At 67.4% G+C, this 12,069-nt stretch carries 12 protein-coding genes; 8 read left to right on the forward strand and 4 right to left on the reverse strand.

Annotated features, from left to right (window positions below):
- Positions 1-26 precede the first annotated feature (26 nt).
- The gene (locus tag ASC76_RS01245) at positions 27-656 is read right to left on the reverse strand and encodes a cytochrome c (RefSeq protein ID WP_056461211.1); all 630 of its coding nucleotides are present in this window, start codon (positions 654-656) and stop codon (positions 27-29) included.
- Between the two features lie 64 nt (positions 657-720).
- Between ASC76_RS01245 and yihA the strand changes: the two genes are divergently transcribed.
- Together yihA and ASC76_RS01255 are read left to right on the forward strand one after the other, a co-directional pair.
- Complete coding sequence (gene yihA / locus ASC76_RS01250) at positions 721-1,410, forward strand: ribosome biogenesis GTP-binding protein YihA/YsxC (protein WP_056461214.1); 690 nt, start codon at positions 721-723, stop codon at positions 1,408-1,410.
- Positions 1,411-1,482: 72 nt separating this feature from the next.
- Positions 1,483-2,388 carry an alpha/beta fold hydrolase gene (locus ASC76_RS01255; RefSeq protein ID WP_056461217.1) on the forward strand — a complete coding sequence of 302 codons (906 nt, stop codon included), beginning with the start codon at positions 1,483-1,485 and terminating at the stop codon, positions 2,386-2,388.
- A gap of 79 nt (positions 2,389-2,467) precedes the next feature.
- On the opposite strand, the gene groL is transcribed toward ASC76_RS01255, so the two are convergent.
- Positions 2,468-4,120 (reverse strand): chaperonin GroEL, encoded by a 1,653-nt coding sequence (groL, locus tag ASC76_RS01260; protein ID WP_056461221.1) that lies wholly within the window; start codon positions 4,118-4,120, stop codon positions 2,468-2,470.
- A gap of 27 nt (positions 4,121-4,147) precedes the next feature.
- Positions 4,148-4,438, reverse strand: a complete 291-nt coding sequence (groES, locus tag ASC76_RS01265; protein ID WP_056461224.1) for a co-chaperone GroES — start codon at positions 4,436-4,438, stop codon at positions 4,148-4,150.
- A gap of 280 nt (positions 4,439-4,718) precedes the next feature.
- Here groES and ASC76_RS01270 point away from each other — a divergent pair, with 280 nt between their 5' ends.
- The 6 genes from ASC76_RS01270 (at position 4,719) to ASC76_RS01295 (ending at position 11,024) form a co-directional block, all read left to right on the forward strand.
- Entirely contained in the window at positions 4,719-5,273 is a 555-nt protein-coding gene (locus ASC76_RS01270) for a GAF domain-containing protein (RefSeq protein WP_157615195.1), read from the forward strand.
- A 46-nt stretch (positions 5,274-5,319) separates the two neighbouring features.
- Positions 5,320-6,309, forward strand: a complete 990-nt coding sequence (locus ASC76_RS01275) for an NAD(P)-dependent oxidoreductase (RefSeq protein ID WP_056461230.1) — start codon at positions 5,320-5,322, stop codon at positions 6,307-6,309.
- Positions 6,310-6,351: 42 nt separating this feature from the next.
- Positions 6,352-7,539 (forward strand): 4-hydroxybenzoate 3-monooxygenase, encoded by a 1,188-nt coding sequence (pobA, locus tag ASC76_RS01280; RefSeq protein WP_056461233.1) that lies wholly within the window; start codon positions 6,352-6,354, stop codon positions 7,537-7,539.
- 143 nt (positions 7,540-7,682) lie between these two features.
- On the forward strand, positions 7,683-8,912 hold the full coding sequence (locus tag ASC76_RS01285) for an acyl-CoA dehydrogenase family protein (RefSeq protein ID WP_056461236.1): 1,230 nt from the start codon (positions 7,683-7,685) through the stop codon (positions 8,910-8,912).
- 79 nt (positions 8,913-8,991) lie between these two features.
- Complete coding sequence (locus ASC76_RS01290) at positions 8,992-9,843, forward strand: DUF6502 family protein (RefSeq protein WP_256364440.1); 852 nt, start codon at positions 8,992-8,994, stop codon at positions 9,841-9,843.
- A complete protein-coding gene (locus ASC76_RS01295; RefSeq protein WP_056461242.1) occupies positions 9,840-11,024 on the forward strand; it encodes a DUF4382 domain-containing protein in 1,185 nt (394 codons plus the stop codon). The genes ASC76_RS01290 and ASC76_RS01295 overlap by 4 nt, the downstream gene beginning before the upstream one ends.
- 24 nt (positions 11,025-11,048) lie before the next feature.
- Here the strand turns inward: ASC76_RS01295 and ASC76_RS01300 are convergent, their stop codons facing one another.
- The gene (locus ASC76_RS01300; protein ID WP_056461245.1) at positions 11,049-11,978 is read right to left on the reverse strand and encodes a hypothetical protein; all 930 of its coding nucleotides are present in this window, start codon (positions 11,976-11,978) and stop codon (positions 11,049-11,051) included.
- Between the last annotated feature and the right edge of the window lie 91 nt (positions 11,979-12,069).

Raw genomic sequence — 12,069 nt, forward strand, 5'->3', positions numbered from 1 at the left:
TTCCAGGAGGGGGAAGAACGCGGCGGTCAGTTCAGGCCGGCGATGTAGTCGGCCACGGCCTTGATCTCGCGGTCGTTCATCTTGGCGGCGACGCCGGCCATCGGCACGCTGTTCTTGCGCACGCCGCTGCGGAACGCGACCAGTTGCGCCTCGGTGTAGTCGGCATGCTGACCGGCCAGGCGCGGGTACTGGGACGGCAGTCCGGCACCGTTCGGGCTGTGGCAGCCGGCGCAGGCCGGCACGTTGCGATCGGCGATGCCGCCGCGGTAGATCTTCTCGCCCAGCTCGACCGTGGCCTTGTTCTTCGCGAAGCCGGGCTTGGCGACCTTGCCGGCGTAGAACGCGGCGACGTTCTTCATGTCGTCTTCGCTCAGCGTCGCGGCCATCCCCGACATCACGGCGTTCTGGCGCTTGCCCGACTTGAACTCGGTCAGCTGCTTGACCAGGTATTCCGGGTGCTGGCCCTGCAGGATCGGGTTCGCGGGGCTGCCGCGCGAGCCGTCGTTGGTGTGGCAGGCGGCGCACACGTTGGTCGAGGTGGCCTGTCCCTTCGCCAGATCGGGCTTCGCAGCGGGTTTGGCGGCCTCGGCCCCGATCGCCGACGAGGCGCAGGCGGCGAGCAAGAGGGAGGCGACGACGGAGGCAACGGACTTCATAGGAGTGCGACGTGTTTCATGTGCAAAACCCGGTGATTTTACAATGATGGCTTTGGGCGACTCCATGGCCGAGCAAAACAATTCCAATCCGGCACCGGACGCCATCGTCGACGAGGCCAGGCGCGCGCTCGGCTGGGCGCACACCGCGCGCTTCCGCACGACCGCCAGCCAGCTCGATCAGCTGCCGCAAACGGAGCTGCCCGAGATCGCGTTCGTCGGCCGCTCCAACGCCGGCAAGTCCACCGCGATCAACACGCTGACGCAGCAGAAGCGGCTCGCGTTCGCCTCGAAGACGCCCGGCCGCACGCAGCACATCAACCTGTTCGACCTCGGGCCGAAGATGGTGCCCAACGCGATCTTCGCGGACCTGCCGGGCTACGGCTACGCCGCAGTGGCGCGGGGCGCCAAGCTGCGTTGGCAGAAGGTGATGGCCGATTACCTCGACGTGCGCCGCAGCCTGGTCGGCGTGGTGCTGATGGTCGACTCCCGCCTGGGCTTCACCGATCTCGACCATCAGCTGATGAGCTTCGTCGCGCCGCGCGTCGGCAACGGCTCGGTCAAGCTGCTGGTGCTGCTGACCAAGTCGGACAAGCTCAATCGGGCCGAGTCGAACGCCGCGCTGGAGAGCGCGCAGGCCGTGCTCGGCGAGCTCGCGACCGACGAGGCCGACGTCGGCGTCGCGCTGTTCTCGGCGCTCAAGAAGTCGGGCATCGACGACGCCGCCAAGGTGCTCTACAGCTGGGTCCACGGCTGACGCCCCTGTCCCGATCGTGACGCCGGCGGCGGCGCGTCGCACCGATACTGGCGCCCCTGCAAGGAGGCCTTCATGATCGACACCTTCGACCTCACGCTCCCCCACGGCATCACGCTGAACTGCCGCGCCACAGGCCGGCCGGGTGCGCCGCTGCTCGTGTTCCTGCACGGCTTTCCCGAGGCGGCGTTCGTCTGGGACGAGGTGCTCGAGCACTTCGGCGACCGCTACCGGTGCGTCGCGCCCAACCTGCGCGGCTTCGGCCCGTCCTCGTCGCCGGCGGAACCGGAGCAGTACCGCGTCAAGCACCTGATGGCCGACCTGCAGGCGCTGATCGCGCAGCTGGGCGAGGGTGCACCGCTCGAGGCGCTGGTCGCTCACGACTGGGGCGGCGCAGTCGCCTGGACGCTGGCCGCGCTCCATCCGGAACTGATGAAGCGCCTCGTGATCATCAATTCGCCGCACCCCGCCCTGTTCCTGCGCGAGCTCAAGAGCAGCCCGAACCAGCAGGCGGCGAGTGCGTACATGAACTTCCTGTGCCGGCCCGATGCCGAGAAGCTGCTCGCCGAGAACGACTACGCCCGCATGTGGCCGATGTTCACCAACATGGGCGCGGCGGACACCGGCCGCGAGGGCGGCGGCTGGCTCACCGAATCGGTTCGGGACCAGTACCGCGCGATCTGGGACGCCGGGCTGACGGGCGGCTGCAACTACTACCGCGCCTCGCCGCTGCGCCCGCCGCTCGATGCCGATTCCGCGGTCATGAAGGTCGAGTTCCCACGCGAGTACGTCACGGTCCGGCGTCCCACGCTGGTGATCTGGGGCGAGGACGACATGGCGTTGCCGGTCGCGCTGATCGACGGCCTGGACGAGTTCGTGCCCGACATGAACCTCGTGCGCGTGCCGGGCGCGAGCCACTGGATCATCCACGAGCGGCCGGCGTTCATCGCCGCGGAGATCGACAAGCACCTGCACCGCTGACTCGGGTGCGGGCGTGAAAAAGGGCACCGAAGTGCCCTGAGGTGGTCGATCGGGCAGCAATCGCTGCCCGAACTGCCTCTTACATGTCCATGCCGCCCATGCCGCCCATGCCGCCCATGCCACCCGGCATGCCGCCGCCGCCGGCGGCTTCGTCCTTCGGCGCCTCGGAGATCATGGCTTCCGTGGTCAGCATCAGCGATGCGACCGACGCGGCGTTCTGCAGGGCCGTGCGCGTGACCTTCGTCGGGTCCAGGATGCCCATCTCGATCATGTCGCCATAGGTGTCATTGGCCGCATTGAAGCCGTAGTTGCCCTTGCCGGCCAGCACCGCGTTCACGACCACGCTGGCTTCGCCGCCGGCGTTGTAGACGATCTCGCGCAGCGGCGCTTCGATGGCCTTCAACACCAGCTTGATGCCGGCTTCCTGGTCGGGGTTGTCGCCCTTGATGACGCCCGCGGATTGCTTGGCGCGCAGCAGCGCGACGCCACCACCGGCCACGATGCCTTCCTCGACGGCGGCACGGGTCGCGTGCAGCGCATCTTCGACGCGGGCCTTCTTTTCCTTCATCTCGACTTCGGTGGCGGCGCCGACCTTGATCACCGCCACACCACCGGCCAGCTTGGCCACGCGCTCTTGCAGCTTTTCACGGTCGTAATCGCTGGTGGCTTCCTCGATCTGGATGCGCACTTGCTTGACGCGCGCTTCGATGTCGCCGGCGGCGCCCGAGCCGTCGATGATCGTGGTGTTTTCCTTGCCCACTTCGACGCGCTTGGCCTGGCCCAGGTCGGCCAGCGTGACCTTCTCGAGCGTCAGGCCGACTTCTTCGGCGATGACCTTGCCGCCGGTCAGGATCGCGATGTCTTCGAGCATCGCCTTGCGACGGTCACCGAAGCCCGGTGCCTTGACGGCCACGACCTTCAGGATGCCGCGGATCGTGTTCACGACCAGCGTGGCGAGCGCTTCGCCTTCGACTTCTTCCGCGATGATCAGCAGCGGACGGCCGCTCTTGGCGACTTGCTCCAGCGTCGGCAGCAGGTCACGGATGTTGCTGATCTTCTTGTCGAACAGCAGCACGAACGGGTTGTCGAGCGTGGCCGTCTGCTTTTCCGGGTTGTTGATGAAGTACGGCGACAGGTAGCCGCGGTCGAACTGCATGCCTTCGACGACTTCGAGTTCGCTGTTCAGGCTCTTGCCGTCTTCGACGGTGATGACGCCTTCCTTGCCGACCTTGTCCATCGCGTCGGCGATGATCTTGCCGACTTCCTCGTCGCTGTTGGCCGAGATCGTGCCGACTTGCGCGATTTCCTTCGAGGTCGTCGTGGCCTTCGACTGCTTCTTCAGCTGCTCGACCAGCGCCGTGACGGCCTTGTCGATGCCGCGCTTCAGGTCCATCGGGTTCATGCCCGCGGCCACGTACTTCATGCCTTCGCGAACGATGGCCTGTGCCAGCACGGTGGCGGTGGTGGTGCCGTCACCGGCGATGTCGGAGGTCTTGGAAGCGACTTCCTTGACCATCTGCGCGCCCATGTTCTGGAGCTTGTCCTTCAGCTCGATCTCCTTGGCGACCGAGACACCGTCCTTGGTGACCGTCGGCCCGCCGAACGAGCGCTCGAGCACCACGTTGCGGCCCTTCGGGCCGAGCGTGACCTTGACGGCGTTGGCGAGGATGTTCACGCCTTCGACCATGCGTGCGCGGGCTTCACCGCCGAAAATTACGTCTTTTGCTGCCATTTGAATGTTCTCCTTTGTGCCGTGGGATTACTTCTCGACGACCGCGAACAGGTCGTCTTCCTTCATCACCAGCAGTTCTTCGCCATCGACCTTGACGGTCTGGCCGCTGTACTTGCCGAACAACACCCGGTCGCCGACCTTGATGTTCAGGACGACGAAGTCGCCCTTGTCATTGCGCTTGCCCGGGCCGACAGCCAGCACTTCGCCCTGGTCGGGCTTTTCGGCGGCGTTGTCGGGGATGACGATGCCCGAGGCGGTCTTGGTTTCTTGTTCCAGGCGCTTGACGATCACGCGATCGTGCAACGGACGAAGTTTCATAGCATCTCCTTGATGGACTCAGAACGATATAAATCGTGGCTTGGAAGCGAAGTGGGCACTCAGCTTCCCTTGGCGGATCGCGACCTGGGGCACGCTGACCTGCCGTTAGCACTCACTCGAAGCGAGTGCTAGCAGGGCGGATTATAGGGCGACGACCCGATCTTTCAAGTGACATCGCCGGTCGTTCAGCGCCAGCCGGCACGACGGCTCCGGCGTCGCCGACTTGCCGCCCCGCCGCTTGCGAGAAAATGCTGCGCTGGAGCAAGGACGGAGATCCCGCGTGACCGATGTGCCGAATTTCCATTTCCTCATGAGAGACCTGGCGCACGAGGTGGACGCCGGGCGCGCCACCGACATCGACGCGGCCGGCCAGGTGGCCGAGCACATCCAGAAGGCGCTCGGATGCATCCACGTCACGTTCTGGAGCGTCTCCGGGCCCATCGGCCGGCGCGTGATGCGCAGCGTCGCGGCCTATGACGGTGTCAGGGGAATGGCCATCGCGGGTGCCGCGGTGTTCCCCGAGTCGGGCGGCGGCTTCTTCGGCGCATTGGTGCGCGAGGGGTGCTATGTCTGCGGCGACACCTTCGCGGATCCGGCGCTCCAGTCGGTGAAGGACGCCATGCTCGTGCCGTTCGGGATCCGCGCGTTGCTCGCCGCCTCGTATGGCGGCCAGGGCGAGGTATGGGGCATCATCACCTGCACGAACAACGTCGCACGGACGTGGCGATCCGCCGAGGTGACGGCGCTGAGGAAGTGCGCGGCCGAGATCTCGACCTTGCGCAGCCAGCGTCGGATGCTCGGGAATTCGCTGTCCACCGGGGGCTTCCTGACGTGACTGGGCGGCATGGCACCTCCGGACCGCGAGCCCCAGACTGCCCGCCATGAAGATCCTCGTCACCGGCAGCGCCGGCCACCTCGGCGAAGCGCTGATGCGCACGCTGGCCGGAAGAGTGCACGACGCGGTCGGTTGCGACGTGCGGGCGTCGCCGTACACGCGGCATGTCGGCTCGGTCGCCGATCGGGCGTTCGTCGCGCGCTGCATGGACGGCATCGACGCGGTGCTGCACACCGCCACGCTGCACAAGCCGCACATCGCGACCCACACGCGCCAGGATTTCGTCGACACGAACATCACCGGGACGCTGAACCTGCTGGAGGAAGCGGTCGCCGGGGGTGTTGGCGCATTCATCTTCACCAGCACGACCAGTGCCTACGGACACGTGCTGACCCCGGCACCCGGCGCGCCGGCCGCCTGGATCACCGAAGAGGTCGTGCCGCGCCCGAAGAACATCTATGGCGTGACCAAGCTGGCCGCGGAGAACCTGTGCGAGTTGATGCATGCGCTGCACGGGCTGCCGTGCCTGGTGCTGCGCACCTCGCGCTTCTTTCCGGAGGACGACGACAGCAAGCGCACGCGCGACGACTACTTCGACGCGAACGCCAAGGTCAACGAATTGTTGAACCGCCGTGTCGACATCGAGGACGCGGTCGATGCGCACCTGTGCGCCATCGAGCGTGCGCCGGTGCTCGGTTTCGGCCGCTACATCGTCAGCGCGACGACGCCCTTCGAGGCGGTGGATCTCGCGTCGCTGCGTCACGGCGCGGCCGGCGTCGTGGCACGCCGCGTGCCTGATTTCAGGGCCGAGTATCAGCGCCGCGGCTGGAAGATGTTCGACGGCATCGATCGCGTCTACGTCAACGCCAGGGCCCGCGCCGATCTGCACTGGCAGCCCCGCCACGACTTCGCTTCGGTGCTCGAGCGGCTGCGTTCGGGCGGCGACCACCGCAGTGCGCTCGCGCTCGAGATCGGCAAGAAGGGCTACCACCCTGGACCGTTCCTCGGCGACGGCCCGTACCCCGTCGCGCCCTAGACTACTGCGCCGGCCCGCGTCGTGGCCGATGAGGATTTCCGCATGAGCACCCAGCGCACCCAAGTCGCGATCATCGGCGCCGGCCCGGCCGGGCTGTTACTCGGTCAGCTGCTTCACCGGGCCGGCATCGACAACGTGATCCTCGAGCGGCAGACCGGCGACTACGTGCTCGGCCGCATCCGCGCCGGCGTGCTGGAGCAGACGACTTGCGATCTGCTCGACGAGGCCGGCGTCGGCGAGCGAATGCATGCCGAGGGGATGGTGCATGGCGGCTTCGAGCTTTGCTTCGGCGGCGCGCGCCACCGCATCGACATGCACGGGCTGACCGGCGGCAAGCACGTGACCGTCTATGGCCAGACCGAAGTGACGCGCGACCTGATGGCGGCGCGCGCCGCCGCCGGCCTGCCGACGATCTACGGCGCGAAGGACGTGGCGCCGCACGGCTTCGACACCGACCATCCGACCGTCAGCTACACGCTCGACGGCGTCGTCCACACGGTCGCCTGCGATTTCATCGCCGGCTGCGACGGCTACCACGGCGTGAGCCGCGCCAGCGTGCCGCCGAAGGCGCTGTCGATCTACGAGAAGGTCTACCAGTTCGGCTGGCTCGGCGTGCTGGCGGACACGCCGCCGGTCGCGCACGAGCTGATCTACTCGAACCACGAACGCGGCTTCGCGCTGTGCTCGATGCGCTCGACCACCCGCACCCGCTACTACGTGCAGTGCCCGCTGCACGACAAGGTCGAGCAGTGGAGCGACGCCGCGTTCTGGGACGAACTGCGCCGCCGGCTCGACCCGGCCGCGGCCGAGGCGCTGGTCACCGGCCCGTCGATCGAGAAGAGCATCGCGCCGCTGCGCAGCTTCGTCGCCGAACCGATGCGCTTCGGCACGCTGTTCCTGGCCGGCGACTCGGCCCACATCGTGCCGCCGACCGGCGCCAAGGGCTTGAACCTGGCGGCCGCCGACGTGCGCTTCCTGTCGCGCGCCTTCATCGAGTTCTACGCCGAGAAGAGCCGCGCCGGCATCGATCACTACTCGGAGAAGTGCCTGCGCCGGGTCTGGAAGGCCGAGCGCTTCTCGTGGTGGTTCACCGGGCTGATGCACAAGTTCCCCGAGACCGGCGCGATCGGCCAGAAGCTGCAGCGCGCCGAGCTCGACTACCTGGTCGGCTCGCGTGCCGCGTCGACGGCGATGGCCGAGAACTACGTCGGGCTGCCGTTCGAAGCCTGAGCCCCCGCGTGCCGGCCGCGTCAAATGAATTGGCGGGGCCGGCGGCATCAACAAACTGCATCGGCCCCTGTCGCCTGCCGGACACCCGGTGGGCGTCGCGGTGCGTATCTTCGACGCACGCCCAACGTCACAGGAACACCGTCATGGAATTCGAGTTCTCCCCCAAGGTCGTCGAACTGCGCGAACGCCTGCTGAAGTTCATGGACGACCACGTCTATCCGAACGAACAGCGCCGCGAGGAGGAACTGGCTGCCAATGCCAAGGCCGGCCGGCCCTACGCCGAGCTGCCGATGATGGCCGGCCTGAAGGCCAAGGCGCGGGAGCAGGGCCTGTGGAACCTGTTCCTGCCGCCGCACCCCGGCGACACCCATGCGCCGACCGGCCTCACGAACGTGGAGTACGCCCCGCTGTGCGAGATCATGGGCCGGCGCTACTGGTGCGCGGAGATCTTCAACTGCTCGGCGCCCGACACCGGCAACATGGAGGTGCTGGCCCGCTACGGCACGCCCGCGCAGCAAGCCCGCTGGCTCACGCCGCTGCTGGCGGGCGAGATCCGCTCGTCGTTCGCGATGACCGAGCCGGAAGTCGCGTCGAGCGACGCCACCAACATCCAGTGCAGCATCCGCCGCGAGGGCGACGAGTACGTGATCAACGGCCGCAAGTGGTACATCACCGGCGCGATGAACGAGCGCTGCGAGATCTTCGTGCTGATGGGCAAGACCGATCCCGACCACGCCGACCGCCACAAGCAGCAGTCGATGATCCTGGTGCCGAAGGACACGCCCGGCATCACGATCGTGCGCGACATGGCACTGCTCGGCGTCTACGACCCGCCGTTCGGTCACCCGGAGATCGTGTTCGAGAACGTGCGCGTGCCGGTCTCGAACATCCTCCTCGGCGAAGGGCGCGGCTTCGAGATCGCGCAGGGTCGGCTCGGGCCCGGACGCATTCACCACTGCATGCGTGCGATCGGCATGGCCGAGGCGGCACTCGAGATGATGTGCAGGCGCCTGGCCTCGCGCACGGCGTTCCGCAAGTTGCTGGCCGACCAGGGCGTGTGGCGCGAGCGGATCGCCGAATCGCGCATGCTGATCGACCAGTCGCGCTGGATGGTGCTGAACGCCGCTCACCGCATGGACACCGTGGGCAACAAGGTCGCGGCCAAGGAGATCGCGATGATCAAGGTGCTGACGCCGAACAACTGCGTGAAGGTGATCGACTGGGCGATGCAGGCCTTCGGCGCGATGGGGCTGAGCCAGGATACGTTGCTGACGAGCTTCTACGCCTACGAACGCCACCTGCGCGTGGCCGACGGCCCGGACGAGGTCCATAGAAACGCCATTGCCAAGCAGGAGCTGGCTGCGTACCTTTGAGTCCGCGGAGCGGTAATCGTCACGACCGCTCACACCTGCAACATTGACTGTCAAGGCGTTTGGGACAAACATCCCAAAAATGGAGGATGGTTCCCGAGCGACTGCGGCCCTGCATGCCGCCACGATGCGACTGCTGCGCCCGCTGGTGCGGCTGCTGCTTCGTCACGCGGTGCCGTTCGGCGCGTTCCAGGAGATCGCGAAGCGGGCTTACGTGGAGGTGGCGATGAACGATTTCGCCATTCCGGGCAAGAAGCCCTCGGCGGCCCGCGCGTCGATCCTGACCGGCCTGACGCGCAAGGACGTGCAGCGCCTGCTGACCGAGCCGGAGCCTGATGCTGCCGAGACGAACGAGCGCTACAACCGCGCCGCCCGCGTGCTCGGCGGCTGGCTGCGCGACCCCAATTTCCATGACGCGGCCGGCACGCCGCGCCCGCTGAGCACCGACGCCGTTGGCGATTTCCCGCAGCTCGCGCGCCTCTACAGCGGCGACATGCCGGCCCGCGCCGTGCTTGACGAGTTGCTGCGCGTCGGTGCCGTGCGGCGCCTCGACGACGGCCGCATCGAACCGGTGGCGCGCGGCTACCTGCCGATCGGCAGCTCGGTCGACAAGCTGCAGATCCTGGGCACCGACGTGGCCGACCTGATCGAGACGATCGACCACAACCTGACCGATGGCGCCGCCGACCCGCGGTTCCAGCGCAAAGTGATGTATCACCGCATTCGCGTCGGTGAGCTGCCGGCGTTCCGGCGGCTGAGCACGTCGCGGGCGCAAGCGCTGCTCGAACAACTCGACCGCTGGCTCGCCGAACACGATCTCGACGCGCCGCACGAGAACCCCCACCTGCCCCATGCCCGCGTCGGCTTGGGCATCTACTATTTCGAAGAGCGGCTCGGCGACGAGCCGCCTGCTACCAAACGAGGACAGTCATGACCACTCTGTTGCGCGCTCTCGCCGCGTCCATTGCGTTGCTCCTGTCCCTGGCCGGTTGCGGCGGGGGCGGCGGTGGAGGCGGGATCGGCGGCACCGGCTCCGCGTATGGCACCGTGCGCATGTCGATGACCGACGCGCCGTCTTGCGGCTTCGATGCGGTCAACATCACGGTCGAAAAGGTCCGCATCCACGCGAGCGCCAGCGCGGCGGACGCCGACGCGGGCTGGTCCGAGATCGTCGTCAACCCGCCGAAGCGGGTCGACCTGCTGACCCTGCAGAACGGGGTGCTGGTCGAGCTCGGCCAAACCCAGCTGCCTGCGGGCAAGTACACGCAGGTGCGGCTGGTGCTGGCCGAGAACGGCAACGGCGCGTCGGCCCTGGCGAACTCGGTCGTGCCCACCGGCGGCAGCGAGACGCCACTGACCACGCCGAGCGCGAACCAGAGCGGGCTGAAGCTCAATGCCGACATCGAGGTCGCGCCCGATCAGGTCGCCGACTACGTGCTCGATTTCGACGCCTGCAAGTCCATCGTCAAGCGCGGCAATTCGGGCCAGTACAACCTGAAGCCGGTGATCAGCGTGATCCCGCGCCTGTCGGACGCCGGGATGCGTGTGGTCGGCTACCTCGACCCCTTGCTCGCGAACGGCTCGACCAGCGTGTCAGTCCAGGTCAACGGCCAGCCGGTGAAGGCGACCGCGCCGGATTCGACCGGCCAGTTCCAGCTCTACCCGGTGCCGGCCGGCACCTATGACCTGGTGGTCACGGCACCCGGCCGCGTCACGGCCGTGATGACCGGCGTGCCGGTCACGACGAGCGCCTACACCTATGTCAACGCCGTCGGCGCGCCGATCGTGCCGCCCGCCAGCGCGGTGCCGGCGGTGAACGGCACGGTGACGCCGGTCACGGCGACGGTGCGTGCGCTGCAGACGCTGAATGGCGGGCCGACGGTCGTGTCGGGATGGGGCGCCGTCGATGCCCTCAGCGGAGCGTTCTCGTTCTCGTTGCCGATCGCTGCGCCGGTGCGCAACGCGTACGCGGCCGGCGTGACGGCGCCAGTGTTCACGCCCGACGCCTCCGCCGCCGCCCAGTACACGATCGAGGCCAACTCGGCCGGTACGCTGAAGACGCAGGCGATCAATGTCAACGCGGCAGTGCCGGCGCTGACCCTGACCATCCCGTGACGGCCCCGCGGGCCGGGCGGCGCATCAGCCGTCGGCGTTGATCGTCTTGATCAGCGCCGCCAGCGTCGCGTCGGCCTGGTCGTTCGCGACCTGGCAGGTGCCCGCGGCCACGTGGCCGCCACCGCCGTAGGTCAGCATCAGCCCGCCGACGTTGGTGCGGCTGCTGCGGTCCAGGATGGACTTGCCGGTCGCGAGCACGGTGTTCTGCTTCTGCACGCCCCACATCACGTGGATCGAGATGTTGGTTTGCGGGAACAGTGCGTAGACCATGAAGCGGTTGGTCGCATAGATCGTCTCCTCGCCACGCAGGTCGAGCACGACCAGGTTGCCGTGCACGGTGGCGCAGCGCTCGATCTGGCGGCGTGCCGGCTCGGCGTGCTCGAAGTACAGGTCGACGCGCTCGCGCACGTCCGGCAATTCCAGGATCTGGTCGATCGTGTGGTCGCGGCAGTATTCGATCAGGTCCATCATCAGCGCGTAGTTGCTGATGCGGAAGTCGCGGAAGCGGCCGAGGCCGGTGCGCGCGTCCATCAGGTAGTTCAGCAGCACCCAGCCCTTGGGGTCGAGGATGTCGTCGCGCTCGTACTGCGCGGAATCGGCCTTGTCGACCGCCAGCATCATCTCGTCGGTGATACGCGGGAAGGCGTCGCGGGCGCCGTAGTGGTTGTAGACGACGCGCGCGGCCGACGGGGCGTCGACCTCGATGATGTGGTTCAGGTGCTTGCCGTTGCGGATCGACTCCGACAGGTGGTGGTCGAACGCCAGGTAGGCGCCCGGCACGTAGGGCAGGTTGGTCGTGATGTCGCGCGGGCCGACGTCGATCTTGCCGTCCTGCATGTCCTTGGGGTGGACGAACTTGATCTCGTCGATCAGCTTCATCTCGTTCAGCAGCACGGCGCAGACCAGGCCGTCGAAATCGCTGCGGGTGATGAGACGGTACTTCTGTGGGCTCATGGTCGGGTCCTTCGGTTGGCGGGCGTCGTCCGCACATTTACGGCCCGGCGCGCCACAACTGAAGGACCGTCGAGGCCGCCGCCGTGCGCTA

It is taken from the genome of Rhizobacter sp. Root404 (assembly GCF_001425865.1).
Taxonomy (GTDB): Bacteria; Pseudomonadota; Gammaproteobacteria; order Burkholderiales; family Burkholderiaceae_C; genus LMDS01.

What these genes read in the sequence shown, in the direction of transcription:
- pobA (WP_056461233.1), top strand. Translation starts at nt 6,352, where the DNA reads ATGAGCACCCAGCGCACCCAAGTCGCGATCATCGGCGCCGGCCCGGCC.
- groL (WP_056461221.1), bottom strand. Translation starts at nt 4,120, where the DNA reads ATGGCAGCAAAAGACGTAATTTTCGGCGGTGAAGCCCGCGCACGCATG.
- ASC76_RS01300 (WP_056461245.1), bottom strand. Translation starts at nt 11,978, where the DNA reads ATGAGCCCACAGAAGTACCGTCTCATCACCCGCAGCGATTTCGACGGC.
- ASC76_RS01245 (WP_056461211.1), bottom strand. Translation starts at nt 656, where the DNA reads ATGAAGTCCGTTGCCTCCGTCGTCGCCTCCCTCTTGCTCGCCGCCTGC.
- ASC76_RS01285 (WP_056461236.1), top strand. Translation starts at nt 7,683, where the DNA reads ATGGAATTCGAGTTCTCCCCCAAGGTCGTCGAACTGCGCGAACGCCTG.
- ASC76_RS01255 (WP_056461217.1), top strand. Translation starts at nt 1,483, where the DNA reads ATGATCGACACCTTCGACCTCACGCTCCCCCACGGCATCACGCTGAAC.
- groES (WP_056461224.1), bottom strand. Translation starts at nt 4,438, where the DNA reads ATGAAACTTCGTCCGTTGCACGATCGCGTGATCGTCAAGCGCCTGGAA.
- yihA (WP_056461214.1), top strand. Translation starts at nt 721, where the DNA reads ATGGCCGAGCAAAACAATTCCAATCCGGCACCGGACGCCATCGTCGAC.
- ASC76_RS01290 (WP_256364440.1), top strand. Translation starts at nt 8,992, where the DNA reads ATGGAGGATGGTTCCCGAGCGACTGCGGCCCTGCATGCCGCCACGATG.
- ASC76_RS01275 (WP_056461230.1), top strand. Translation starts at nt 5,320, where the DNA reads ATGAAGATCCTCGTCACCGGCAGCGCCGGCCACCTCGGCGAAGCGCTG.
- ASC76_RS01295 (WP_056461242.1), top strand. Translation starts at nt 9,840, where the DNA reads ATGACCACTCTGTTGCGCGCTCTCGCCGCGTCCATTGCGTTGCTCCTG.